The following is a 25,047-nucleotide window of genomic DNA, read 5'->3' as shown; positions in this document are numbered from 1 at the left end:
CCCAGTGTGCCCGGCCGGTGGCGCGGGCGAACAGGGGGTGAATGGTGCGCCGGACGGGTGGCGGGACGTGGCCGCGTACCGCAGAGTGGTCCGCAGGGGGAAGTTGCCCGCAGCATCGCAGCACGTCGATGTGCGAGGATGCGTTCGGCAGCACAGCAGCTGGCAGAGGGGTTCCACGTGGTGCTCGACAAGAACGGTGACCTGGGAGGACACGACGGCGACGCCGTCGACGAGGCCTGGGCGGGATCAGCCCCGCCGGCCGGGCACGCCCACCCGGTGCTGCGCACCCTGGGAGCGAGCTCCGCGGCCTTCGCCCTCGTCGCGGGGATCATGGCCGGCTCGATGGCTGACCTGCCGTGGAACGACTTCGCCGAGCACCCCGGGTTCACCGCTCCCGTCGAGGCCGACCCGGTCGTCCTGGGCGTCGTCGGCGCGGCGACGCCCACCGGCCCTCAGACGGTCGAAGAGATCCTCGACATCATCGAGCGCGCGGAGCTGGCCGCCCTCGAGTCCGGGCGCGCGTTCGACGCGGAGGTCCAGCAGGCCGCGGCCGAGCTCGGTTCGCTGCTGAGCATCTACGTCGCCCAGGAGCGGGTGGCTCTCGAGCCCCGGGACGGCCTCGGCGGTGCCCGTGACGACGTCGTCGAGATCGACCCGGCGGAACCTGACCCCGCGCACGACCACGACCTGACTCTCGACACCGACGGCCTCGAGGTCGAGGAGCTGCGCCCGCCCGCGCAGGCGGAGCCCCCGGCTGTCGACGCCACCGACGCCGACGCCGACACCGGCTCGGTGCGGCCGCAGGACTCCGTCGACGTCGGCACGCCGCAGGTGGAGTACGCGGACCCCTCCGACGACCAGGAGGCCGACGGCGCCGACCGGTCGCGGGCGACGGCGGAGCCGGAGCCCGTCGAGCCGATCGAGGTGCCGCGACTCGAGCTGCCCACCCTGGAGGAGCTCCTCGCGGCGGACGGTGCCCTGCCGGTCGCTCGCCCGTTCGAGAGCGTCGGGCTTCTCGGCGAGACCGAGGGTGCGGAGCCGGACGATGTCCCCGCTGTGCCCGACGAGGCTCCCGCCGTGCCCGACGAGGTCCCCGCCGTGCCGGACGAGCACGACGAGGAGGGCCACGAGCACCTGCACGAGGCCGTGACGTTCGACGACGTCGTGGTGGCGGCGATGCGCCTGTCCACGCTTCTCGACCCTGCGGCCGCGACGTACGTCATCGAGGTGCGCCGTGCAGTGACCGAGCTCCCGGACGGGTCGTTCGTGACGAACGACGGCACCCCCGCCACGGCCGACGGGTTGCCGCTGGCCGCCGCGGCCGACTCGCTGTCCGCGGCACTGCGCTCCGTGGTGGACCAGCACGCGGCATCGACGGCCGGCTACAGCAACGGTCATATCCCGGCCTCGGTGCTGTGCGACCTCCCGTGGGCCCCGGGCCACATGCTGCGCTGCGACGCCGCCCTGCAGCTCGAGGCGCTCAACGAGGCCTACCGCGAACGGTTCGGGACGAACATCCCGATCACCGACTCGTACCGCTCCTTCGCCGGGCAGGTCGCGGTCCGTGCCGCCAAGCCGCACCTGGCCGCGGTCCCGGGCACGTCGAACCACGGCTGGGGCCTGGCCGTCGACCTGTCCACCCCGATCTCCAGCGGCCGGTCCGCCGAGTACGCCTGGTTGCGGGTCCACGGGCCCGACTACGGATGGGACAACCCGACCTGGGCCCGTCTCGACGGCAGCAAGCCCGAGCCGTGGCACTTCGAGTTCTTCGCCGCCGGGCCCGTGCCGGACCGTGCCTCCTCGACCACGGACATCGCCGGTGGTGCGGCCGGCGGCACGGGGTCGAACGGCAAGAGCGCCGGCGCGGGCCAGAGCGCGTCGGCCGACACGAAGGACGGCAAGGGCAAGAGCTCCGACAAGTCCTCGGACAAGAAGAAGGCCGACAAGAAGCCGGACGGCAAGAAGGCCGACGGCGCGAAGGACAAGAAGTCGGACGGCAAGAAGAACGGCACGTCGGACGGCAAGAAGGCCGACAAGAAGAAGGACGAGCCGAAGCCGAAGCCGAGCACCTCGCCGAAGCCGAGCCCGAGCCCTTCGCCGTCGCCCAGCACCTCGCCGAAGCCGAGCCCGAGCCCTTCGCCGTCGCCGAGCACCTCGCCGAAGCCGACCGAACCGGCCCCCACGCCGTCCCCGAGCGGGTCGCCGAAGCCGACCGAACCGGCCCCCACGCCGTCCCCCAGCGGGACGCCGAAGCCGTCGCCGAGCCCTTCCCCGTCACCCTCGGAGGACGAGGGTGATCCGGACGAACAGGAGAAGGACGGCGGCTCCAAGGGGCTCCTGGGCGGCGTCCTGGGCCTGACCGGGCTCAAGAAGTAGGGAAGGCGCCGAGGCCCTGTGACGAGTGACCTCCCCGGCGGGCGCCGTGGGCCGGGAGCCGGGTCCGAGGCCGAGCAGCGTGCCCGAGACGCTCTCGAGGCGTCGGGCGTCGCCTTCGCGATCACGCGCCACGGCCCGGTGGCGTCCCTGGAGGAGGCGGCCGTCGCGCGAGGGGTCGCCCCGCACCAGGTGCTCAAGACCCTGGTGGTCCGTCGTGGCGAGGACGACTTCTTGTTCGTGCTCGTGCCGGGCGGACGGGCCATCGCGTGGGCGCGGCTCCGGTCGTTCCTCGGCGTGAACCGGCTGTCGATGCCGGACGCCGAGGTCGCGCGGGACGTCACGGGGTACGTGCGGGGCACGATCACCCCGTTCGGCGCGACCACGGCGTGGCCGGTGGTGGCGGACGGGTCCGTCGTCGGCGCGGGGCCGGTGTCGATCGGGGCCGGCGGCCCCGGGGTCTCCGCCACCCTGGACGCCGACGAGCTCGTGCGGGTCCTGGGTGCTCAGGTCGCGGACGTCACCGAGCCGGTTCCGCAGTCCGGCGGGTGAACCTCAGGCAACGATCGGTCGGTTCCACTGGACGAATCGACGCAGCGGGTGAACACTCGACCCCGTGGCCTTCGTCGGGGGAGGGGAGCCACGATCGGCCGCCGACGGCACTACGGGAGCCTGACAACCCCATGGACACGGACCGCACCACAGAACTCGAGCCCGATCCGGGCTCCGGAATCTCTTGCCAGCAGCAGGAGGACGGCACGTACGTCACCCTCTGGGGTGAGGTGGACGCCGCGCTGCGCGAGGCGGCGAGCGACGCGATGTCCACCGTGGTGGCGCGTCGCACCGCCGCCCCGATCGTCCTGGACGTCCGCGACGTGACGTTCCTCGACTCCTCGGGTGTGGCGTTCATCCTGCAGATCTACATGCTCGGTCAGGAGACCGGTTCTCCGGTGCAGCTCTTCGAGCCGTCCGAGGCGGTCACCGAGGTCCTGGACATGGTGGGTATGGCGGGGCGCATCCCCGTCGTGCGCGAGGAGCAGCCCGCGGGCGCCTGACCTGCCCTCGTCCGACCCGTCCGCGATGCCGGGGTGCTCACGCCGAGCGGGTGGTGGCGCGCACGACGAGCCGCACCGGCGCCGTGACGTGCTCCGGGCCGGACGACCTGCCGTCGGCCTCGCCGGACGCTGCGCGGGCCACGACCTGGTCGAGGAGCCGGAGCGTCTCGACGGCCATCTGCTCGTGTCCGGGGTCCACGGTGGTCAGCGCCGGCACCGTGAACCCGGACGAGGCGAGGTTGTCGAACCCGACGACCTGCACGTCGTCGGGCACGCGCCGGCCGGCCTCGGCGAGGGCGGCGAGGACGCCGACGGCCAGGGTGTCGGTGACGGCGAACACGGCGTCGAAGTCGGTGCCGTCGCTGAGCAGGCGGCGGACGGCGTCGCGGCCCGCGGAGAGGTCGGGGCCCGTGCGGACGAGCAGCTCGGGCGCCGGGGCGGTCCCGGTGTCGGTGTGCGCCATGGTCCACCCCAGCGTGCGTGCGGTGCGCATGCCGGCGTCCCGGTCCGGGTCGGCACCGCCGACGATCGCCACCCGTCGCGACCCGGTGGCGAGCAGGTGCCGGGTGGCGAGCCGGGCCCCGGCCACGTTGTCCATGCGGACGTGGTCGTAGCGGGCCGGCATCTGCTGCTCCCCGAGCAGCACGAGCGGGACGGAGGTGTGCAGGCCGGCGAGGTCGTCCGGCGTCGTGCCGACGGCGGACAGCAGCACTCCGTCGTAGAGCTGCCACCGGGCCGGGGCGACCGCGGCGAGCTCGGCCTCGCGCCGCGCGCCGCTCTGCTCGACGACGAGGTGACGGCCCTGGTCGGCGAGGTGACGCCCCATGCGGGCCGCGAGCTCGCCGTAGTACGGGTGGTCGAAGTGCGGCACCACGAGAGCGACGGTGTCGGTGCGGCCGGCGCGCAGGTGGCGGGCGGTGAGGTTGAGCTCGTAGCCGAGGTCGGCGGCGGCGCGCTCGACGCGGGCCCGGGTCGCCGGGCTGACCGGTCGTCGTCCGGTGAGGGCGTTGGAGACCGTCATCGCGGAGACGCCGGCGGCGCGCGCCACGTCGCTCATGGTCGGCTTCACGGACGTCACGGTATCGATCCCCTTTCCGTGGCGAGATTTTATCGTTAAAGTCACGTCCATGGAGAAGACAACGGCTGTCATCGACCTCGACCTCCCCGGCGCGCGGATCTCGCGGCACGTCTACGGGCACTTCGCCGAGCACCTGGGCCGGTGCATCTACGGCGGCTTCTACGTCGGCGAGGACTCCGACGTCCCGAACGAGCGCGGCATCCGGCTCGACGTCGTCGAGGCCCTGCGCGCGCTGAACATCCCGAACCTGCGCTGGCCCGGCGGCTGCTTCGCCGACGACTACCACTGGCGTGACGGGATCGGCCCGCGCGACGAGCGCCCCCGGATGGTCAACTCGCACTGGGGTGACGTCGTCGAGGACAACTCGTTCGGCACCCACGAGTTCATGGACCTGTGCGAGCTGCTCGGCACCGAGGCCTACATCGCCGGGAACGTGGGCTCCGGCTCCGTGGCCGAGATGAGCGAGTGGATCGAGTACCTCACCCGCGCCGACGACTCGCCGATGGCGGCGCTGCGCCGGGCCAACGGCCGTGACGAGCCGTGGAAGGTGCCCTACTTCGGGATCGGCAACGAGGCCTGGGGATGCGGCGGCAACCTGCGCGTGGAGCAGTTCGCCTCGCTGGCGCGCCAGTACTCGACGTACGTGCGCAACCACGCGGGCAACGACGTCTACCGGATCGCCGCCGGCGCCTCGGACGGCGACCTGCACTGGACCGAGGTCCTCATGCAGTCGTTCGACGCGCTCGACAAGCCGGAGGAGTCGGAGCGCCCTGCCGGGCCCTTCCAGGCGATCTCGCTGCACTACTACACGATGACGGGCCCCTGGGCGGACAAGGGCGCCGCGACGCAGTTCACCGAGGACGAGTGGTACCTCGCCCTGGAGCGGGCCCGGTTCATGGACCACCTGCTCACCCGGCACGGCCAGGTCATGGACCGCTACGACCCGGCCAAGCGGGTGGGCCTGGTCGTGGACGAGTGGGGCACCTGGTGGAACGTGGAGCCGGGCACCAACCCGGGCTTCCTGTACCAGCAGAACACCCTGCGCGACGCCCTCGTGGCGAGCGTCCACTTCGACGCCTTCCACCAGCACGCCGATCGCGTCGTCATGGCCAACATCGCCCAGACCGTCAACGTGCTGCAGGCGATGCTGCTCACCGACCCGGAGACCGGGGCGCTGGTGCGGACCCCGAGCTACCACGTGTTCGAGATGAACACCGGCCACCACGACGCCGACTCCCTGGACGTCCACCTGCAGGGCGTGCCCACCCGGGCCGGGGAGAAGGCCGAGCTGCCGCTGGTCTCGGCGTCGGCCTCCACGCGCGGCGGCACCGCGCTCGTCTCGCTGACCAACCTGGACGCGACGGCGGAGCGGACGGTCGTGCTCGACCTGCGCGGGCGCGAGGTCACGGCGCACAGCGGCCGGGTGCTCAGCGCCCCGGAGCTGGCGACGCACAACACCCCGGACGCGCCCGACGCCGTCGCGCCGGTGGCTCTCGAGGCGATCCGCCCGCACGAGCGCGGCCTCGAGGTCACCCTCCCGGCGCACTCCTACGCGACGGTCAGCCTCACCCTCGCCTGACCCCCGAGCGTTGTGGGCGTGATTTCTGGCCCGTGAAGTCTGGTTTGCCCGGAAAATTCGCCCAGAAATCACGCCCACACCGTGGAAGGGTGGCGGCATGAGCGTCGACGCCGCCACGGTCCGCACCGCGCGCCTGCACGCCCAGCACCTGCGGGAGCCCGCCCTGCCCGACCTGCCCACCGCCGTCGGGCACCTGCTCGCCGTCCAGGGGCAGGAGCTGCGCCCGACGCTGTGGGGCCTCTCGCGACGCATCGCCCCCGCGTCGCGGCACGGAGAGCAGACGGGGTTCGACGCCCTCGACGACGGCGAGCTCCTGCGCACGCACGTCCTGCGGCCCACGTGGCACCTGGTGCGGCCCGACGACGCCCGCTGGCTCCTCGAGCTCACCGGGCCCCGCGTCGCGCGCACGATGGCCTCCACGGAGAAGCAGTGGGGCCTCGGCGACCCGACGGCCGCGATCGACGCCGTCGCCGAGGAGGTCGCTGCCGGTGCGCGCACCCGCGCCCAGCTCGGCGCCCTGCTGGTGGCCCGCGGGGTCGTCGCGGCGGACGCCCCCGGCATCACCCTCACCCATATCCTCATGCACGCCGAGCTGCGGCAGGTGGTCGTCAGCGGCCCGACGGCGGACGGGCGCCACACGTACGCGGCCTTCGACGAGCGCGTCCCGGCGGGCTACGGCCCGCTCGGCAGCACCTTCGACCCGGACGACGCCGTCCGGGAGCTCTGGCGCCGATTCCTGCCCGGGCGCGGGTACGCCACCGCCAAGGACCTCGCCCAGTGGTGCGGCCTGACGCTCACGGTGCTCCGCGGCGGGCTCGCCGACCTGCTCGACGCCGGCGAGGTGGTCGAGGTCCCCGGCACCGGCGACCTGGACGGTCTCACGCTGCTCAGCACGCCCTCGGGGCACGACGACGCCGCGCGCCGGCCGGTCGCCCCCGGGCCGCGGGCTGCAGCACCGTCGTCGGGCCCCGTGGTGGACCTGCTGTGCGGGTACGACGAGCTGCTGTGCTCCTACCGGGAGACGCGAGACGTGGTGGCCGACGCCCGGGCGCCCGCACCCGGACGTATCGGGGCCTTCATCCACAGCGTCGCGGTCGACGGGCTCCTCGCCGCCCGGTGGCGCTGGCCCGCCCGGGCCCCGCACGACGGCGAGCTCGAGCTCCAGTGGCAGCGTGAGCCGGCGCCGGCAGAGCACGACGCGGTCCGCGACGCAGCGACCGACCTCGCCGCCTACCGGGTGCGAGCCGTGGCAGGCTAGGCGCGTGCAGAACTGGGCAGGGAACCTCCACTACGCGGCGCAGGCGCTCGCGCGACCGGCCACCCTCGACGAGCTCGCTGAGGTGCTCGCCGACGGTGGGCCCGTGCGCCCCCTGGGCTCGCGGCACTCCTTCAACGACATCGCCGACACCACCGGGACGCAGATCCAGGTCGACCGGCTCGACGACGGCCGGCCGGCCGCGGACCTCGACCCCGACACGGGGGTCGTCTCCGTGAACGCCGGCCTGCGCTACGGCGAGCTCTCCCGGGCGCTGCAGCTGCAGGGGCGCGCCCTGGCGAGCCTCGCGTCGCTGCCGCACATCTCGGTCGCGGGGGCCGTCGCCACCGCCACCCACGGGTCCGGCGACACCAACCCCTCGCTCGCCGCCGCGGTCGTCGGCCTCGAGATCATGACCACCCGGGGCGAGCTGCGCCGGATCACCCGTGCCGACGACCCAGAGGTCTTTCCCGGTGCCGTCGTCTCCCTGGGCGCCCTCGGGATCGTCACCCGCGTCGAGCTCGAGACCATGCCGACCTTCGACGTCCGCCAGGACATCGCCGTCGACGTGCCGTGGGACACCGTGCTCGACTCCTTCGACGCCCTGACCGGCGCCGCGTACTCCGTCAGCATGTTCACGAGCTGGGACGAGCCGGCCGTGCGACAGGTCCTGTTCAAGTCGCTCGCGCCCGCCGGCGCTCAGCGCCCGCAGCCCGTCGAGGGTCTGCGATGGTCCACCGTGCCGATGCACCCGCTGCCCGACGTCGACCCCGTCGCCTGCACCGATCAGCTCGGGGTGGCCGGGCCCTGGCACGAACGGCTCAGCCACTTCCGGCTCGAGTTCACGCCGTCGTCGGGTGCCGAGCTGCAGACCGAGTACCTGCTGCCGCGCCGCCACGCCGTCGCGGCGATCGAGGAGATGCGTCGCCTCGCACCCCAGGTCGCGCCGCTGCTGCAGACCTGCGAGATCCGGACCGTCGCGGCGGACGACCTCTGGCTCAGCCCGTTCCCCGAGGACTCGGTGGCGCTGCACTTCACGTGGCACCAGCGGGACACCGAGGTCGCCGCGGTGCTGCCCGTCATCGAGGACGCGCTGCTGCCGCTCGGCGCCCGCCCGCACTGGGGCAAGCTCTTCGCGCTCGACCCCGCCGACGTCGGCGCGCTCTACCCGCGGTTCGGGGAGTTCCGGGCGCTCGCGGACCGGTTCGACCCGGACGGCCGGCTGCGGGGCGGCTATCTCGCCCGGCTGCTCGGCTGAACCACCGTGCCGAGCCGTTGCCTGTGCGTGCCGCATCGCGCATGATCGCAGGTGACGCGGTTTGACTCGACGGCGATCAACGCGGAGGGTGTGGGACTCGTGAGCACAACGAACAGCACGGCGGCGCCACGCGAGGCGTTCACCGGACAGGTCGGCTTCATCCTGTCCGCGATCGGCTCGGCCGTGGGCCTGGGCAACATCTGGCGGTTCCCCGGTGTGGCGTACGAGAACGGCGGGGGCGCCTTCATGGTCCCCTATCTCGTCGCGCTGCTGACGGCGGGCATCCCGATCCTCTACCTGGACTACGCGCTGGGTCACCGGTTCCGTGGCGGCGCCCCGCAGGCGTTCCGCCGGGTGAAGCGGTGGCTGGAGAGCGTCGGCTGGTTCCAGGTGATGATCTGCGTGCTCATCGCCGTCTACTACGCCGCCGTGGTCGCCTGGGCCGCGAGCTTCTTCGTGTACTCGTTCGGGCTGGACTGGGGCGACGACGCCGCGGCGTTCTTCGTCGGTGAGCACCTGCAGCTCGCCGACGTCGGCGGCGCTGACCCGTGGCTGACGTTCGACTTCGTGGCCGCCGTCCTCATCCCGCTCGTGCTGGTGTGGGTCGCCGTGATCGCCGTCCTGGCGGCCGGCGTGGTCAAGGGCGTGCAGCGCGCCAACGTCATCTTCATCCCGCTGCTCATCGTCGCCTTCGGTGTCCTGGTGGTGCGCTCGCTGTTCCTCGAGGGGGCGGTCGACGGGCTGAACGTGCTGTTCACTCCCGACTGGGGCGCGCTGGGCGACCCGTCGGTGTGGATCGCGGCCTACGGGCAGATCTTCTTCTCGCTCTCCGTGGCGTTCGGCATCATGATCACGTACGCCTCGTACCGCCGTCGGCGCTCGAACATGACGGGCCCGGGCCTGGTCGTGGCGTTCTCCAACTCCGGGTTCGAGCTGCTCGCCGGCATCGGTGTGTTCTCCGCCCTGGGATTCCTCGCCTCGCAGCAGGGTGTGACGGTCGCCGACCTCAACTTCCAGGGGGTGCTCCTCGCCTTCGTCACGTTCCCGACGATCGTCACCGAGATGCCGGGCGGCGCGTTCTTCGGGGCGCTGTTCTTCGGGTCGCTGGTGATGGCGGGCTTCACGTCGCTGGTCTCGATCCTGCAGGTGGTCTCCGCCGCCCTGCAGGAGAAGTTCGCGCTGTCCCGCCGGGCGGCCACGATCGGGCTGGGTCTCGTGCTCGGCACGATCTCCGTGCTCGGGTTCAGCACCACGACGGGCCTGATCCTGCTCGACACGGTGGACGCGTTCGTCAACAACATCGGCATCGTCGCCTCGGCGATCTTCATGTGCGTGTTCGTCATCTGGGTCTACCGCCGTGGACCCGAGTTGCGGTACCACCTCAACGCCGTCTCGACGGTCCAGGTGGGCCGGTGGTGGTACGCCTGCGTCGGCGCGATCGTCCCGGTGATGCTCATCGTGATGCTCGTGCAGTACATCATCACGAGGATCGGCGAGCCGTACGAGGGCTACGACACCACGTACCTGCTGTTCGCCGGGTGGGGCTCGGTGGCCCTGCTGGTGCTCGGCGCCGTCCTGTTCACCCTGCCGCGGTGGCGGGGTCGCGAGGACTTCGCGCCCTGGCCGTCGTACCCGCCGGTCGATGCCGGCACCGAGCAGAAGGGGTCCGTCCGATGAGCACCGAAGCGATCCTGATGATGATCGTCGCCATGCTGATCATCTGGGGAGGCCTGATCGTCAGCATCGTCGTGCTGCGGGCACGCCCCGAACGCACCGACCTGCCGTCCGGAGGCCAGGACGACCACCGCCAGGACGCCGGGATCATCGAGCACGACACGTAGGCGCGGACCGTCGGGGGCCGGTGCGGCGTGACCGACGTCATGCCGCACTGGTTTGGTCCTGCGAGGAATAGGTATGCATACTCCTGCATAGACGTCGATCGCCCGGACCGGGCACCGGCGTCGTCCCCCTCCCGCGACCCCCGGAGACCGTCATGCGTGCTCGCCTCGCCCTGCCCCTGTCCGCGCTCGCCGCCGTCACGCTGCTCGCCGGCTGCACCACCGCCTCGCAGGACCTCGGGTCCACCTCCGGCAGCACCGCGGGCGGCACCGCCGACGCGTCGAGCAGCCCTGAGGCCCAGGGCTTCGACGTCTCCGGGATCGAGGCGGACCCCGAGCTCGCCGCGCTCGTGCCCGACGACGTCGCCGCGGACGGCGTGCTCACCGTCGGCGCCGAGCTCTCCTACGCCCCGGCCGAGTTCGTCGCCGCCGACGGCGTGACCCCGGTCGGGTTCGACGTCGACATCGCCGCCGCGATCGCCGCCACCCTGGGCCTCGAGTCGCAGGTGGAGCCCTCCACGTTCGACGCGATCATCCCGGCCGTGGGCACCAAGTACGAGGTGGGCATCTCCGGCTTCACCATCGACGCGGAGCGCCTGCAGGTGGTCCACATGGTCAGCTACTTCGACGCCGGGTCGCTGTTCGCCGTGGCCTCCGGCAACCCGGACGGGATCGACACGGACGACCTGTGCGGCGTCGTCGTCGGCGTGCAGACCGGCACCGTGCAGCAGGCCGCGCTGGAGACCGCCTCCGCCGACTGCGAGGCCGCCGGTGGCGAGCCTGTCGAGGTCCTCCCGTACGACTCGCAGGCCGACGTCACCACCAACCTCGCCGGCGGCAAGGTGCAGGCGATGTACGCCGACTCGCCCGTCACCGCGTACGCCGTGACGCAGGCCGACGGAGCCATCGAGACGCTCGGTGACATCACCGACTCCGCGCCCTACGGCGTCGTCGTCGCGCAGGACGACACCGAGCTCGCCGAGGCCGTCCAGGGCGCGCTGCAGCAGCTCATGGACGACGGCACGCTGACCGAGATCCTCGACGCGTGGGGCAACGCCGACGGCGCGCTGGCCACCGCCGAGCTCGACCCCGGCGTCTGACGTGCCCGCCGAGACCGCGCGGCCCGGCACCGCCCTGCCCGAGCCGCTGCGTGCCCGGCCGGTCCCGCGGCCCGGCCGCTGGATCTCCGGGGCCGTGGTCCTCGTGCTGGCGGCCATGGTCGTCAACGCCCTGGTGACCAACCCGAACTTCCGGTGGGACACCGTCTGGCTGTACCTGCGCGACGTCAACGTGGTGCGCGGCGTCGGCTGGACGCTCGTGCTGACCTTCGGGTCCATGGCGATCGCCGTGGTGCTGGCCGTCCTGCTCGCGGTGATGCGGCGCAGCGACAACCCGGTGATGCGCTGGGTGTCCTGGGTGTACATCTGGTTCTTCCGCGGCACCCCGATCTACACCCAGCTCGTGTTCTGGGGGCTGATCTCCGTGCTGTACCCGCGGCTCAGCCTCGGCGTGCCGTTCGGCCCGGAGCTGCTCGTCGTCGACACCCGCACCGTGATCACGGCGTTCTGGGCGGCCCTGATCGGGCTGGCGCTCAACGAGGCGGCCTACCTCGCGGAGATCGTGCGCGCGGGCCTGGGCTCGGTCGACGCCGGGCAGGCCGAGGCCGCGCGGGCCCTGGGGATGAAGGAGGGCAAGATCCTGCGCCGCATCGTGCTGCCGCAGGCCATGCGCGTCATCGTGCCGCCCACCGGCAACGAGACGATCTCCATGCTCAAGACCACCTCGCTGGTGGTCGCGGTGCCCTTCACGCTGGAGATCACCTACGCCACGAGCGCCATCGGCTCCCGCACGTTCCAGCCCATCCCGCTGCTCATCGTGGCGGCGCTGTGGTACCTGCTCATCACGTCCGTCCTCATGGTCGGCCAGCACCACCTCGAGCGCCACTACGGGCGCGGGGTGGCCGGGGGTTCGGGGGGCGGCCGGCGCCGCCGGGCGCGCCCGAGCGGGACCGGCGGCCCGGGCGGCGGGCGGCTCGGTCGTCAGGCGGCGATCCAGCGGGCGGGCACGACCCGCGAGGACCCCTTCGTGGAGGTGACCCCATGAGCGCGACGACCGTCCCGCCGTCGGACGGGATGCCCGACGGGCTGCCGGACGCCCCGATGGTGGAGGCGCGCGGCCTCCACAAGGTGTTCGGCCACGGTGCCGACGCCCTGCACGTGCTGCGCGGTGTCGACCTCGAGGTGCCGCGCGGCGCGGTCTGCGTGGTGCTCGGGCCGTCCGGCTCGGGCAAGTCCACCCTGCTGCGGTGCTTCAACGAGCTCGAGGAGATCACCGCGGGCTCGGTGCACGTCGACGGCGAGCGGCTCGGCTACCGCGAGGACGCCAAGGGTGTGCTGCACCGGTTGCACCCCACCAGGATCGCCGCGCAGCGTTCGCGCATCGGCATGGTCTTCCAGCGGTTCCACCTGTTCGGTCACCAGACCGCGCTGGAGAACGTCATGGAGGCGCCGGTCCAGGTCCGCGGCCTGTCGAGACGGGCGGCGCGCGAGCGGGCGCTCGAGCTGCTCGACCGGGTCGGGCTCGCCGACCGGGTGGACCACTACCCGGTGCAGCTCTCCGGGGGTCAGCAGCAGCGGGTCGCGATCGCGCGGGCCCTGGCGATGGACCCCGACCTCATGCTGTTCGACGAGCCGACCTCCGCGCTCGACCCCGAGCTGGTGGGCGAGGTGCTCGCGGTGATGAAGGACCTCGCGGCGTCCGGCATGACGATGGTGGTGGTCACGCACGAGATCGGGTTCGCCCGCGAGGTCGCCGACCACGTCGTGTTCATGGACGACGGCGCGATCGTCGAGCAGGGACCGCCCGCCCAGGTGCTGGACTCACCGAGCGAGCCCCGGCTGCAGGAGTTCCTCGCCCACGTCCTGTGATCACAGACGCGCGCAGACCGAGCCCCAGTCGGTGTGCCCGATCGCGACCTTCTTCCAGATGTGCGCCGAGTAGCCGGTGGTCGTCGTCTTCGACTTGGAGATGCTGCGGGTCGTCCCGCTGCTCCACGTCGCCGAGGGCCCCGTCAGCCAGGTGGTGCCGCGGTAGCAGCTCGAGGAGGACGCCGGGATCTGGTAGACGCGCAGGAACCCGCTGACGCTGCCCGACCCGCTGTACTTCCACGAGGCGTACACCCGCCCGCTGCTCAGGTACACGCAGGCCGTGCCCGGGCCGCTGGTCGAGCGGCAGGTCGTGCCGCTCGACAGGGCCAGCGTGGAGACGTCGGTCGACGCCTTCTGCTGGGGGGCCATGAGGCGCTCGGCCTCGGCCGAGGAGCAGTCCTCCACGAGGTCCACCCGGTAGGTGGCCAGGTCGTCGGGAGCGCCCATGGCCCGGTTGTAGTCGACGTCGACCTCGTCGGAGATCTGCACGTCCTCCAGGGTGCATCCCCGGGTGGCGGCGTCGGCCTCCCAGTCGGTGGCCTCCGCCTCGGCCCGTTCGTCGGCCGCCCAGGACTCCCAGACGGAGGAGGGGCTGCCCGGCGCCGGGACACCCGGCAGGTTCTCGGGTTCGGCGACCGCCACGGCGCTGGAGGTCGGTGCGACCGCGAGGCCGAGCACCAGGGCGGCGGCACCGAGGCTCACGGCGGCACGGTGGCGGTTGGTGCGTCGGCTCATGTCGTTCTCCTCGCCCTGTCGAGCGTCGTCGTCTCGAGGTCGATGTCGGGTGCTGGTGGCGTGCACGAGTTGGGTGCGAGCGTACCGGCCCGCCTGCCCGGTGCAACTGATCTTCCCCTACCGTGTAGCAAACGGGTCCCTGCCGGCAATGAACAGGGTGATGGGTGGAAGGCTGTGGAGCGTGGACGACGCCGAGGCGCACGAGCGACTGACCGGGCTGTGGGTGGAGCACCACGAGCAGGTCACGCGGTTCGTCGCGCGCCGGGTGGCGCCGGAGCTCGTCGACGACGTCGTCTCCGAGGCGTTCCTGACGGCATGGCGTCGGCTCGACGGCGTGCCGGGTGGTGACGGCGAGGCTCGCCCGTGGCTGTTCGGCGTGGCGCGCAACGTGCTCGCCACGCACCTGCGGACGCAGGGCCGCTGGCGGGCGCTCAACGTCCGCCTGGAGCAGCAGCCCGAACCTGCCCGCGAGGGCGCCGACGAGGTCGCGGCGGACCGCGCCGACCTGCGCCAGGCGTGGGAGCTGCTCTCCGACGGCGACCGGGAGGTCATCGCGCTGGTCGCGTGGGACGGGCTGACGGCCGTCGAGGCCGCCCGGGTGCTCGGCTGCCGACCGACCACGTTCTCCGTCCGGCTCACCCGCGCCCGCAAGCGTCTGCTCGCCTTCTCCGAGGTGCCGAGCGAGACCGCCGAGGTCCTGCAGAAGCTCCAGGAGGCGAGATGAAGTCCCCGATGCTGGCCGAGCTCTCCGAGCTCGACCCTGCCCGCGACCTCCGTGCGCCCGGCCGCGCCGACGACGACGCCCTGGCCGAGATCCTGGCGCAGCCCCGGGTCGCACCGGCCGGTGAGCGGCGTCCGGCCCGCCGCCCGGGGCGGGTCGCCGCCGTCGCGAGCGCGGCGGCCGCCGTCACCGTGGCCGTGGTGGTCGTCTCGGTCACGCTGGACTCGCCGACGGCGTACGCCTCGTGGACCCCGGTGCCTGCCGCCGTCGGCGACGCGGAGGCGGCGCAGCGCAGCGAGCCGTGCGGTGGCACGGTCACGGAGATCGTCGAGGGACCCGACGGCCCCGACGTCCAGGAGGTCGCGGTCGCACCGGTCCTGACGGACGTGCGCGGCGACTACACCTACGTGGTCGTGGCGGGCGAGGACGCCTACGGCGAGTGCTTCGTCACCGACGCCGACGGCGGGGAGCCGGAGGTGGTGACCTCGAGCGCCGTGGTGCCCGAGCTGCGCGCACCCGGGGCGCGCGAGCTCACCACCGAGCAGAGCGGCACGGCCACCTGGTCGCAGGGCGACCAGGTCGAGGGCGCGCTGACGTCCGCGCTCGGCCAGGCCGGGGACGACGTGGCGGCCGTGGAGCTGACCCTCACCTCCGGCGAGCGGGTCGAGGCCTCGGTGGCCGGCGGCTGGTGGGCCGTGTGGGCCCCGGGCGGTTCGGCGCTCGCGGCGAGCGCCGAGGTCACGTTCACCGACGGCACGACCGAGCAGGTCCCCGTCGGGTAGCGCCCGCCGGGCACGGTCGGCGGCGTCGGACGCTACCTCGGCAGGGTGAGCGTGAAGCGGCAGCCGGGACCGCCGTCGGCCGGCGTCACGTTGCGTGCCTCGACCCGGCCGCCGTGCGCCTCGGCGACGGACCGCACGATGGACAGGCCGAGCCCCGCACCGCCCGAGCGGGGCGTCCTCGCGGCGGTGCCCCGCCACCCCGCCTCGAACAGCCGGGGCAGGTCTGCCTCCGGGATACCGCCGCAGCCGTCGGTCACGTGCACGACGACGGCACTCGCCCCGGGTGCGTCGCCGACCGGCCGGTCCTCCACCTGCACCGAGACGGTGCCGCCCGCGGGGGTGTGCTGTACGGCGTTGCCCACGAGGTTCGCCAACGCCCGGGCCACCTCGCGGGCGTCCACGACGGCGACGGTCTGGGGGTCGACCTCCCCGGTGAGCCGGACACCGGTGGCATCGGCGAGGGGGCCCGCCGCAGCCAGCGTGTCGGAGACGAGGTCGCCGACGTCCGTCGGCTCGGGCCGCAGCGGGGACGCCCCCGACTGCAGGCGGGACAGGGCGAGGAGGTCGTCCACCATGTCGCTCATGCGGCCGTTCTCCGCGAGGATCCCTGTGGCGGCGTCGGCGGGCGGGGTCACCCCGTCCTCCATCGCCTCGGTCAGGGCGCGCACCGCGGCGAGCGGCGTGCGCAGGTCGTGGGACACCCAGGCGACGAGCTCGCGACGTCGTTCCTCGACCTCCCGGTCGCGCTCGCGGGCGGCCAGGGCTGCGGTCCGTTCGGCGGCGAGGCGGTGCGTGCGCACCCCGAGGGCCGCCCCGACCCCGAGCGCCACCGGCACGGTGGCGAGCAGCAGCCACAGGACGGTCGCGGAGTCGGTCTCCGAGAGGAACATGGCCCGCGCGCTGGCGTAGACGCCCGCCGCGACCGAGGCGACCACGACCAGGGGAGCGAGGACGGCCGCGACCGCCGGGCGCCGTCGACCCGTCGCGACCACCCCGGCGGCACCGAGGGCACCCACGGCCGCCGCCACCCCGGCCGCCAGGCCGACGCCCGCGAGCGGCGTCACGTCGGGCCCCCGGGGGCCCCGGAGTACCCTGTCCCGGTGCGGGCGTCCCAGCGGTACCCGACACCGAACACCGTCACGAGCCGGGCCGGGCGGGAGGGGTCCTCCTCCACCTTCTCGCGCAGCCGGCGCACGTGGACGGTGACGGTGGAGCGGTCGCCGTACTCCCAGCCCCACACCTCGCGCAGCAGCGTCTCGCGGTCGTGCACCTGGCCCGGTCGGGCGAGGAACCAGGTCAGGAGGTCGAACTCCCGGGCGGTGAGGTCGACCTCCCGGCCGCCGCGCAGCAGCCGGTGGGCCGCGACGTCGAGCGTGAGGTCACCGTCGCGCAGGGTGCCCGACGGCGGTACGGGCGGTGGGTCGCCGGGGCCGGCCGGGTGCGGGACGGGCTCGGGGGCCGGCACGGCACCGGAGCGCCGCAGCACCGACTGCACCCGCAACGTCAGCTCGCGCGGGCTGAACGGCTTGGTGACGTAGTCGTCCGCGCCGATCTCGAGCCCGGCGACCCGGTCGTCCTCCTCCCCGCGGGCGGTGAGCATGAGCACGGGCAGGCCCGGCCGGTCGGTGCGCAACCGGCGGCAGACCTCGAGGCCGTCCAGGCCGGGCAGCATGAGGTCGAGGACGACGGCGTCGGGCGGCCGGGCGGCGGCGACGGCGAGCGCCTGTGCGCCGTCGGCGACGTGCTCGGCGGTCATGCCGGCGCGCTCCAGGTACGCCACCACCACGTCGGCGACGGTGGTGTCGTCGTCGACCACGAGGACCCGGACCATCTGCCCAGCCTAGGGCGGCGGACGGGTCGCGGGGTCGGTCCCGGGCGTCGGGGCGCGCACCGTCACCACCTCGTCAGAAGTCCGGGCAGCTCCGTCGTGACAGATGTCATCACCGGGCCGTGACGGGGCCACGTGAACCAGTGCACCGGGGCACTGCCGCCGGCGCCCTGGCGGCCAGAGGATGGAGTCACATCCACGAACCACTACCCGGGAGCGCCGAGAGTTGATCGAGAACCTGCAGTCCTTCACCGAGTCCCTGCCGCCGCTGCTGCAGTGGGTGGGAGTGATGCTCGCCGGGGCGATCCCCTTCGTCGAGTCGTACGCGGGATCCGCGATCGGCATCCTCGCCGGGCTCAACCCGGTGGTCGCGGTGGCGGCCGCCGTGGTCGGGAACGTGATCTCCATGATGATCTTCGTGCTGACGACCTCCCGCGTCCGGACCGCTGCCGTCGCCGGGCGGGGCAAGCCGGAATCGCCGAAGCGGGCGAAGCTCCGTCAGCGGTTCGACCGGTTCGGGGTCCCCGGCGTGAGCCTGCTCGGCCAGACGCTGCTGCCCAGCCAGATCACCGCCGCCGCGATGGTGTCGTTCGGCGCCTCGCGCAACGCCGTCATCGGCTGGCAGATCGTCTCGATCATCCTGTGGGGCGTGCTGTTCGGCGTGCTGGCGACCGTCGGGGTGGACGCGCTCTCCGGAGTCTGACGGTCAGGGCGGCCCGTCGTCGGCCCCGCGGAAGATCACCACGAGCAGCCGCATCACGAGGATGACGGATCCGGCGAGCAGGGCGGTCGCCAGCACGTGGAAGATGCCGACGACGTCGGTCACCATCGGTCCGGGGGCCGCGAGGAAGAGCGCGACGGCCATCAGGCCGGCCGTGCACGCGAGGACCACGAGCAGGGCCTGGTGCCACAGGCGGGTGACGAACCGCCGGTCGGCGGGGTCGGCGAGGAGCCGCACGTTCACCTGGAGCCTGCCGTGCTCGACGGCGTCGGTGATGCGGTCGATCCGGCGCGGCAGCCGGCGCAGCACCGGCACCAGGCCCAGCAGCTCCGCCTCGAGGGTGGAGCGCAGCTCGCGAGGTGACGTCGCGTGGGCGGCGGACCGCCCGGCGTACCGCCGCGCGCCGTCGATGAGGTCGTAGCCGCCGCAGACGACCTGCAACGTCCCCTCCAGGGTGGCGAGCGTGCGGAACGCCGCCGCCACCTGGGGCGGGATGCCGAGGCGGTACCGTGCCACGAGCTGGAACAGCGCGGCCATCGCGGGTGCGGCCTGGGCGGCCTGCGCCGCCTGTACCGTCGATGGTCCGGTGAACCGCGCGAGGACCTCCCCGACCTCCTGCTCGAGGCGGTGCTCGTCCAGGACGTCCGGGCGGTCCACCACCTCGAGCAGCGCGTCGGTCACGGCCACGGAGTCGGCGGTGGACAGCGCCGCGAGCAGGAGCGCGAGCTGCGTGCGCGCACGGGAGCCGAGCCGTCCCACCGAGCCCAGGTCCAGCATCGCCAGGGTGCCGTCGTCCGCGACGAGCAGGTTGCCGGGGTGCAGGTCCACGTGGAACACGCCCCGCACCACCACCTGGTCCACCACCACGTGCAGCAGGTTCTCCGCGATCGCCCGACGGCGGTCCTCACCCAGGCGGGCGAGCACGGGTTCCGCAGCACCCAGCGGTATGCCCGGCATCCGTTCCATGACCAGCACGCGGGCCGTCGAGAGGTCCGGCTCGGCCGCGGGCACCACGATCCCTGCCGACGCCTCGAGCCCTGCCGCGACCGTCGCGAGGTTGTCCCGCTCGACGCGGAAGTCCAGCTCCTCGTGCAGCGCGGCCGCGAACCCGGCCACCAGGTCCGTCAGCCCGAGGTGCCGGGCCCAGGCGGTCCGCGCCGTCAGGGTCCGCGCCAGCCGGTCCAGGATGTCGAGGTCGCCGGCGACCTGGGACGCGATGCCCGGGCGCTGGACCTTGACGACGACGTCGCGTCCCGCCGTCGTGCGCGCCACGTGCACCTGGGCGACCGACGCCGACGCGAGCGGCTCGGGATCGATCGAGGCGAACACCTGCGACGGCGGTGCGCCGAGCTCGGCGGCGAGCACGGCCTCGACCGCGGGCCACGGCAGCGGGTGTGCCTCGTCCTGGAGCCGGGACAGCTCCGCCACGAACTCCGGCGGGATGTCGCGCCGGGTGCCGAGCTGCTGGCCCAGCTTGACGAACGTGACCCCGGCGTCCTCCATCGCGCGCCGCACCGAGCGAGCCAGGGCGCGGCGGTCCTCCGGCGTGGCGACACCACGGTGGCGACCGCCGCGCAGGAACCGGGCCAGCCCGTGCTGGGCCAGGACCCGCAGGATCCTCAGGTAGCGGCGCGAGCGGCGCAGGCGTCCCCGCAGCCCGCGCGCCGTGCTCACCGGACCGGGCAGGGAGCCGTTCGGGACGAGCATCTCGATCGTCGCCAGGGCGAACATCGCCACGACCAGGGCCACCACGGACAGCAGCGCCGTGTAGAGCAGGAGGTCCAGGGTGTCGGCGGACCCCGGCGGGACCGGCAGCATGCTGGTGACGAGGGCCGGTCCGAGGGTCGTGCCGACGGCTGCGGCCAGCAGCGTGCGCGGCAGGCCCAGGCGGACACCGATCACCCGGCGGACGAAAAGGGCGAAGAGCAGCAGCGCGATGAGTGCGGACCAGGCGTAGAGCTGGGCTCCGAGGACGTCGACCACGGACCCACCGTAGGGCGACGAGCCGGGCACCACATCGGGGATCACCCGGATCTGTCGAGGAGGTGCGGACGGTGGAACCTTCGGGGTGTCGGCCGCGCGTCCCTTACGCGGCCTACTCCCCGTCCTCGCAGGCGATCCCGTTGCCGTTGGGGTCGAGCCCGTGGCGGTAGCCCGGCTGCCCCTGGTGGATCGGCGCGGCGCCGGCCGCCCGGGCGCTGTCGCAGTCCCAGTACCACCAGCCGCCGTCCCGGTTCCCCCGCCGATCCTGGTCTCGTTCCTCCTGCTGTCGCTGCTCCTCCTCCTGGCGGCGCTGCTCGTCCTGCTGACGCTGCTGCTCGGCGCCGGCGATCTCGTTCTCCCGGTTGGTCAGCTCAGCGTCCCGCTCGTCGACCGACTTCTCCCGCTCGAGGAGCTCCGCCTCGCGGGTGTCCATGGCCTCGAGGCGCTCCTCGAGGTCGTTGCGCTCGGCCTTGAGCTGTTCCTCGAGGGCCTGCGCCGCGGCGACGTCGCGCTCGGCGTTCGCCACGGCCTGCCGGGCGTCGGACGTCTGCATCATCGAGAACATGACCCCCATGATGATGCCGAGGGCGAGGCAGGCGACGGCCACGCCGGCGACCACCGCGGTGGGGGTCCGCCGCCGTCGGGTGCTGCGCTGGGCAGGAGGTTCCGCGCCGCGTGCGGGTGCGGGGCGACCGAGCGGGGGCACCGGCGTCGTCGGCTGCTCGACCGGGTGATCGCTCGGGTGCGCGACGGGCCGGCCGCCGGACGGGGAGCCCGCAGGTGCTGCCGCTGGTGGTGGTGCCGGTGGCGGGGGCGCCTCGGAACGGGCCGGGGGGACCGTCGGTGCCGGCACGGGCCGCGGTGGCGTCGCGACCGGGGCGAGCACCGCCGTCGCGCCGACGTCCTGAGGTGCCGGCCGTGACGCCGACGCCGGGGCGTACGACGGGGCGGGCGCCGCCGGCTCCTCGACCCAGTACTCCCAGCCGGGGGGTGCCGGGGGCCAGGAGGGGTCGGGTGACCAGCCGGCCTCGGGCCGGAAGCCCGGGGGTACCTGCCAGCCGGGAGGGGGGTTGAACCGCACGGACATGGTGCTCCTTCGTGATCGCGCGGACCCACTATGGCGGACAGGGCGTCCCGAGGTCCATGTCGGGGGGCGCTGGTAGACCTGTGACATGTTCCTGCTGAGCGAGGGCGACACGGGCGGGGCGCCGTCGACGACCGACGTCATGCCGCGGCTCGTGCACTCGGCCAGCGACCTCGTGGTCGCCGCGGAGTGCGAGCACGCGCTGCTGCGACGCCTGGACGAGGTGCTCGGCCGCGCGCCCGGCCGACGGCGCGAGCGTGACGAGATGCTGGAACGGACGGCAGCGCTGGGGGAGTCCCACGAGCGGTCGGTGCTGGCGGGCTTCGTCGAGCAGCTCGGCTGGGCGAGCGGTGGCGGGCCCGGCGGCGTGGTGGCGATCGAGCCGCCGCGACGCCTGGACGTCGGCAGCCTCGCGGCCGCGCACGAGCGGACGCTCGCGGCGTTGGCCGGGGGCGCGGACGTCGTCTACCAGGCGTCGTTCTTCGACGGGCGCTTCCACGGGCGGGCCGACTTCCTGGTGCGCAGCGCCTCGGCGGGGCCCGACGGCGCGGGGTCCGACGGCGGGACGCTGGCCGGCCGGTCTCCTGCGGGGGCGCGCTACGCGGTGTGGGACACGAAGCTCGCACGGCGGGAGAAGGTCCGCGCGGTGCTCCAGCTCGCGGCGTACGCGGACCAGCTCCTCGCGGCCGGCGTCGACCCCACCGAGCACGCGCACCTGGTGCTCGGCACCGGCGTGCGCACCGATCATCTGCTGGCGGAGGTGCTGCCGGTGTTCCGGGCGCGTCGCGACCGCTTGCTGGAGGTCGTCGAACGGCACGTGACGGAGGGCTCCGCGGTGGAGTGGGACGCACCGGGACACACCGCCTGCCGGCGGCTGGGACAGTGCCCGGACTGCGACGAGGCTGCACAGGCGCACTCCGACGTGCTGCTCGTCGCCGGGGTGTACGGGCCGCAGCGCGCGCGGCTGGGCGAGGCCGGGATCACCACGATGGAGGCGCTGGCCGCGGCGACCTCGCCACCGGGAGGGATGAGCGCCGACCGGTTCGCCGGGCTCCGCCTCCAGGCCGGGCTGCAGCTCGGGACGGAGCCCGGGCACGGCTCGGTGAAGATCGAGACGGACGACGGGCCCGCCGAGCTGCGCTGGGCGCTGACGGACCCGCGCGCGGTCGAGCGGCTGCCCCCGCCCAGCGAGGGGGACGTGTTCTTCGACTTCGAGGGCGACCCGCTGTGGGCCCCGTCGGACGGCCTCGGCGCCCCCGCGGCGTCCGGTATCGACTACCTGTTCGGCTGGGTGACGCGCGACCTCGACGCCGAGGGGCGGCCGGCGTTCCATGCCCTGTGGGCGGACTCGCTCGCCGACGAGGCGCGCGCGCTCGTCGCGTTCGTGGACGAGATGGCCGACCGGCGCCGCAGGTGGCCGGACATGCACGTGTACCACTACGCCGCGTACGAGCGGACGCACCTGCTGTCCATCGCGGCGCGGCACGGGGTGTACGACGAGGAGGTCGACGAGCTCCTGCGGGCCGGGGTGCTCGTGGACCTGTACGCCACCGTGCGCGCGGGACTGCGGATCTCGCACCGGTCACGGTCGATCAAGAAGCTCGAGCCGCTCTACATGGGCGCCGAGGCCGCACGCTCGGGGGTGACCGACGCCGCGACGTCCGTCGTGGAGTACGCCGAGTACTGCGACCTGGTGTCCGCCGGGGCGCACGACGAGGCGGCGGCCCGCCGTGCGGAGATCCTCGACTACAACCGGTACGACTGCCTGTCCACCCTCCGCCTGCTCGACTGGCTGCGCTGGGCGCACGACGAGGTGGTCGGCCCCGTCGAGGTGCCCGTGGCGGCCCCGCTCGCCGTGCCGGAGGAGATCGCCGTCGACGAGGAGCGGGCCGCCCGGGACCGCCTCGAGGCGGACGTGCGCACCGCCGTCGAGCACGCTCACCCGCACGCCCCGGACGAGGTGGCCGCCGTGCGGGCGCTGAGCCTCCTCGGCGCGGCGGTGGGGTACCACCGCCGCGAGGGCAAACCGTTCTGGCACGCCCACTTCGCGCGGCTGGAGCTGCCGCCGGACGAGTGGCCGGGGCGCCGTTCGGCGACGGTGGTGGAGTCCGGCCGCGTGCTGCGCGACTGGGAGGTGGAGCCCGGCCGGCGCACGCCGTCGCGCGTCCTGGAGCTCACCTGCCCGGCCGTCGAGGGGTCCGAGCTGCGCGTCGGCGTCGGCGCGTTCCTGCTGTACGAGGCGCCCGGTCCGGAGGTGGTCGGTGAGCTCGGCCCCCGCGCGGTGCGCGGCTGCCACGGCCGGGTCGAGATCACCGGCGTGCGCCGAGAGCCCGACGGCGACGGCGAACGGGACGTCTTCACGGTCCGGGAGGCGGTGGGCGGCAACCACGACCGGCACTCCGAGATGCCGTCCGGGATGTCCGTCAACGGCTTCGTGCGGGCCGGGCCGCAGGAGCGGGCGATCGCCGAGGCGGCGTCGTCGGCGTGCCAGGCATGGAGCAGCGGGGCCGACGGCGGCGTGCCGATGGCCGACCGACTGCCCGCCGGCCCGATGACCGACCTCCTCCAGCGCCGGGCGCCGCGGGTCACCGGGGGCCTCCCCGAGCCCCGGAGGGGTGACGACGGGGAGCCCGACGTCGTCGCGGCGGTGGAGCAGGCGGTCCGGCGCCTCGACCGCTCGTACCTCGCGGTGCAGGGCCCGCCCGGGACGGGCAAGACGTACCTGGCGTCGCACGTCGTCGTCGCGCTGGTCCGCAGCGGGTGGCGGGTCGGGGTGGTCGCACAGTCGCACGCCGTCGTGGGCAACCTGCTCGGGGGAGTGCTCCGCGCGGGGCTCCCGGCCGAGCAGGTCGCGAAGAAGGCGTCCGTGGGCGACCCGGACGACCCGCCCTGGCAGCCGATGAAGCCCGACGCGCTGCAGGCCTTCGCGGCCCGCGCCGAGGAGGCGGGGCAGGGCTGCGTGGTGGGCGGCACGGCCTGGGACTTCGCGCACGAGCGCTGGCCCGAGGGCGGGCTGGACCTGCTCGTCGTCGACGAGGCCGGCCAGTTCGCGATCGCGAACACCGTCGCCGTGGCGCGGGCGGCGACGCGGCTGCTCCTTCTCGGTGACCCGCAGCAGCTGCCCCAGGTGTCCCAGGGCACCCACCCCGACCCGGCCGTCGCGGGCTCGGCGCTCGGGTGGCTAGCCGACGGGCACGAGACCCTGCCCGAGGGGCTCGGGTACTTCCTGCCGGCCTCGCGGCGCATGCACCCCGACCTCTGCGCCGGGGTGTCCGAGCTGGCCTACGACGGCCGGCTGCACGCCCACGCCACCGCGCTCGGGCGGTCGCTGGACGGCATCGCCCCGGGGGTGCACGAGGTGCTCGTGCCGCACGAGGGTCGGGCGGTCTCGTCGGTCGAGGAGGCCGAGGAGGTGGTGCACCAGGTGCGCGCGGTGCTCGGGCGCGGTTGGGTCGGCGCACTCGGCGAGGCACCCCGCGAGCTGCGCGCTGCCGACGTCATCGTGGTCGCCGCCTACAACGCACAGGTCTGGGCCGTCCGGCGGGCACTGGGGGCAGCCGGGCTGGACGACGTCCCGGTCGGCACGGTCGACAAGTTCCAGGGCCAGGAGGCACCCGTGGCGATCCTGTCGATGGCGGCGTCCTCCCGGAGGACGTGCCGCGGGGGATGGGGTTCCTGCTCAGCAGGAACCGCGTCAACGTCGCGGTCTCGCGGGGCCAGTGGTGCGCGGTCGTGGTCCGCTCACCGCGACTGACCGACTACCTGCCGACCTCGGTGCGTGACCTGCAGCAGCTCGGGGCGTTCCTGCGGCTCCTCGCGGGGTCTCCGGC

At 73.9% G+C, this 25,047-nt stretch carries 21 protein-coding genes; 15 read left to right on the top strand and 6 right to left on the bottom strand.

The annotated features are described in order from the left end of the window. Positions 1-138: 138 nt before the first annotated feature. The 3 genes from HDG69_RS19175 (at position 139) to HDG69_RS15635 (ending at position 3,428) form a co-directional block, all read left to right on the top strand. Positions 139-2,376 carry a M15 family metallopeptidase gene (locus HDG69_RS19175; protein ID WP_171784766.1) on the top strand — a complete coding sequence of 746 codons (2,238 nt, stop codon included), beginning with the start codon at positions 139-141 and terminating at the stop codon, positions 2,374-2,376. An 18-nt stretch (positions 2,377-2,394) separates the two neighbouring features. Then, a complete protein-coding gene (locus HDG69_RS15640; protein ID WP_171784765.1) occupies positions 2,395-2,925 on the top strand; it encodes a YbaK/EbsC family protein in 531 nt (176 codons plus the stop codon). 131 nt (positions 2,926-3,056) lie between these two features. Next, positions 3,057-3,428: an STAS domain-containing protein gene (locus HDG69_RS15635; RefSeq protein ID WP_171784764.1), complete on the top strand. Its 372-nt coding sequence runs from the start codon at positions 3,057-3,059 to the stop codon at positions 3,426-3,428. A gap of 37 nt (positions 3,429-3,465) precedes the next feature. On the opposite strand, the gene HDG69_RS15630 is transcribed toward HDG69_RS15635, so the two are convergent. Further along, positions 3,466-4,497: a LacI family DNA-binding transcriptional regulator gene (locus HDG69_RS15630; protein ID WP_343036473.1), complete on the bottom strand. Its 1,032-nt coding sequence runs from the start codon at positions 4,495-4,497 to the stop codon at positions 3,466-3,468. A 58-nt stretch (positions 4,498-4,555) separates the two neighbouring features. Here HDG69_RS15630 and HDG69_RS15625 point away from each other — a divergent pair, with 58 nt between their 5' ends. The 8 genes from HDG69_RS15625 (at position 4,556) to HDG69_RS15590 (ending at position 13,363) form a co-directional block, all read left to right on the top strand. After that, positions 4,556-6,085, top strand: a complete 1,530-nt coding sequence (locus HDG69_RS15625) for an alpha-N-arabinofuranosidase (protein ID WP_171784763.1) — start codon at positions 4,556-4,558, stop codon at positions 6,083-6,085. 97 nt (positions 6,086-6,182) lie between these two features. Continuing rightward, positions 6,183-7,343, top strand: coding sequence for a winged helix DNA-binding domain-containing protein (locus tag HDG69_RS15620; protein ID WP_171784762.1), 1,161 nt, complete (start codon positions 6,183-6,185; stop codon positions 7,341-7,343). 4 nt (positions 7,344-7,347) lie between these two features. Further along, positions 7,348-8,598 (top strand): FAD-binding protein, encoded by a 1,251-nt coding sequence (locus HDG69_RS15615; RefSeq protein WP_171784761.1) that lies wholly within the window; start codon positions 7,348-7,350, stop codon positions 8,596-8,598. A gap of 99 nt (positions 8,599-8,697) precedes the next feature. After that, positions 8,698-10,275: a sodium-dependent transporter gene (locus tag HDG69_RS15610; RefSeq protein ID WP_171784760.1), complete on the top strand. Its 1,578-nt coding sequence runs from the start codon at positions 8,698-8,700 to the stop codon at positions 10,273-10,275. After that, complete coding sequence (locus HDG69_RS15605) at positions 10,272-10,439, top strand: methionine/alanine import family NSS transporter small subunit (protein ID WP_171784759.1); 168 nt, start codon at positions 10,272-10,274, stop codon at positions 10,437-10,439. Before HDG69_RS15610 ends, HDG69_RS15605 begins: the two co-directional genes overlap by 4 nt. A 152-nt stretch (positions 10,440-10,591) precedes the next feature. After that, a complete protein-coding gene (locus HDG69_RS15600) occupies positions 10,592-11,536 on the top strand; it encodes an ABC transporter substrate-binding protein (protein ID WP_171784758.1) in 945 nt (314 codons plus the stop codon). Between the two features lies 1 nt (position 11,537). Beyond that, entirely contained in the window at positions 11,538-12,539 is a 1,002-nt protein-coding gene (locus tag HDG69_RS15595; protein ID WP_343036472.1) for an amino acid ABC transporter permease, read from the top strand. After that, a complete protein-coding gene (locus HDG69_RS15590; RefSeq protein WP_281360220.1) occupies positions 12,536-13,363 on the top strand; it encodes an amino acid ABC transporter ATP-binding protein in 828 nt (275 codons plus the stop codon). Before HDG69_RS15595 ends, HDG69_RS15590 begins: the two co-directional genes overlap by 4 nt. Here the strand turns inward: HDG69_RS15590 and HDG69_RS15585 are convergent, their stop codons facing one another. Continuing rightward, positions 13,364-14,098, bottom strand: a complete 735-nt coding sequence (locus HDG69_RS15585; protein WP_171784757.1) for a hypothetical protein — start codon at positions 14,096-14,098, stop codon at positions 13,364-13,366. Between the two features lie 181 nt (positions 14,099-14,279). Between HDG69_RS15585 and HDG69_RS15580 the strand changes: the two genes are divergently transcribed. Continuing rightward, positions 14,280-14,822, top strand: coding sequence for a sigma-70 family RNA polymerase sigma factor (locus HDG69_RS15580; protein ID WP_171784756.1), 543 nt, complete (start codon positions 14,280-14,282; stop codon positions 14,820-14,822). Continuing rightward, entirely contained in the window at positions 14,819-15,601 is a 783-nt protein-coding gene (locus HDG69_RS15575) for a hypothetical protein (RefSeq protein WP_171784755.1), read from the top strand. The genes HDG69_RS15580 and HDG69_RS15575 overlap by 4 nt, the downstream gene beginning before the upstream one ends. A 32-nt stretch (positions 15,602-15,633) precedes the next feature. Here HDG69_RS15575 and HDG69_RS15570 read toward each other — a convergent pair whose 3' ends face one another. Beyond that, positions 15,634-16,665, bottom strand: coding sequence for an ATP-binding protein (locus HDG69_RS15570; RefSeq protein ID WP_171784754.1), 1,032 nt, complete (start codon positions 16,663-16,665; stop codon positions 15,634-15,636). After that, positions 16,662-17,432, bottom strand: a complete 771-nt coding sequence (locus tag HDG69_RS15565; RefSeq protein ID WP_171784753.1) for a response regulator transcription factor — start codon at positions 17,430-17,432, stop codon at positions 16,662-16,664. Before HDG69_RS15565 ends, HDG69_RS15570 begins: the two co-directional genes overlap by 4 nt. A 223-nt stretch (positions 17,433-17,655) precedes the next feature. On the opposite strand from HDG69_RS15565, the gene HDG69_RS15560 reads away from it, so the two are divergent. Next, a complete protein-coding gene (locus HDG69_RS15560) occupies positions 17,656-18,132 on the top strand; it encodes a hypothetical protein (protein ID WP_171784752.1) in 477 nt (158 codons plus the stop codon). A gap of 3 nt (positions 18,133-18,135) precedes the next feature. On the opposite strand, the gene HDG69_RS15555 is transcribed toward HDG69_RS15560, so the two are convergent. After that, the gene (locus HDG69_RS15555) at positions 18,136-20,133 is read right to left on the bottom strand and encodes an AarF/UbiB family protein (RefSeq protein ID WP_171784751.1); all 1,998 of its coding nucleotides are present in this window, start codon (positions 20,131-20,133) and stop codon (positions 18,136-18,138) included. Between the two features lie 112 nt (positions 20,134-20,245). Next, positions 20,246-21,220: an excalibur calcium-binding domain-containing protein gene (locus HDG69_RS19170; RefSeq protein WP_171784750.1), complete on the bottom strand. Its 975-nt coding sequence runs from the start codon at positions 21,218-21,220 to the stop codon at positions 20,246-20,248. Positions 21,221-21,305: 85 nt separating this feature from the next. Here HDG69_RS19170 and HDG69_RS15545 point away from each other — a divergent pair, with 85 nt between their 5' ends. Next, on the top strand, positions 21,306-24,971 hold the full coding sequence (locus HDG69_RS15545; RefSeq protein ID WP_246256699.1) for a TM0106 family RecB-like putative nuclease: 3,666 nt from the start codon (positions 21,306-21,308) through the stop codon (positions 24,969-24,971). The last annotated feature ends 76 nt before the right edge of the window (positions 24,972-25,047 follow it).

This window comes from Isoptericola halotolerans (genome assembly GCF_013149785.1).
Taxonomy (GTDB): domain Bacteria; phylum Actinomycetota; class Actinomycetes; order Actinomycetales; family Cellulomonadaceae; genus Isoptericola; species Isoptericola halotolerans.
Note: the sequence above shows the minus strand (reverse complement) of the source record. Positions and strands in the feature narration are given on the sequence as shown.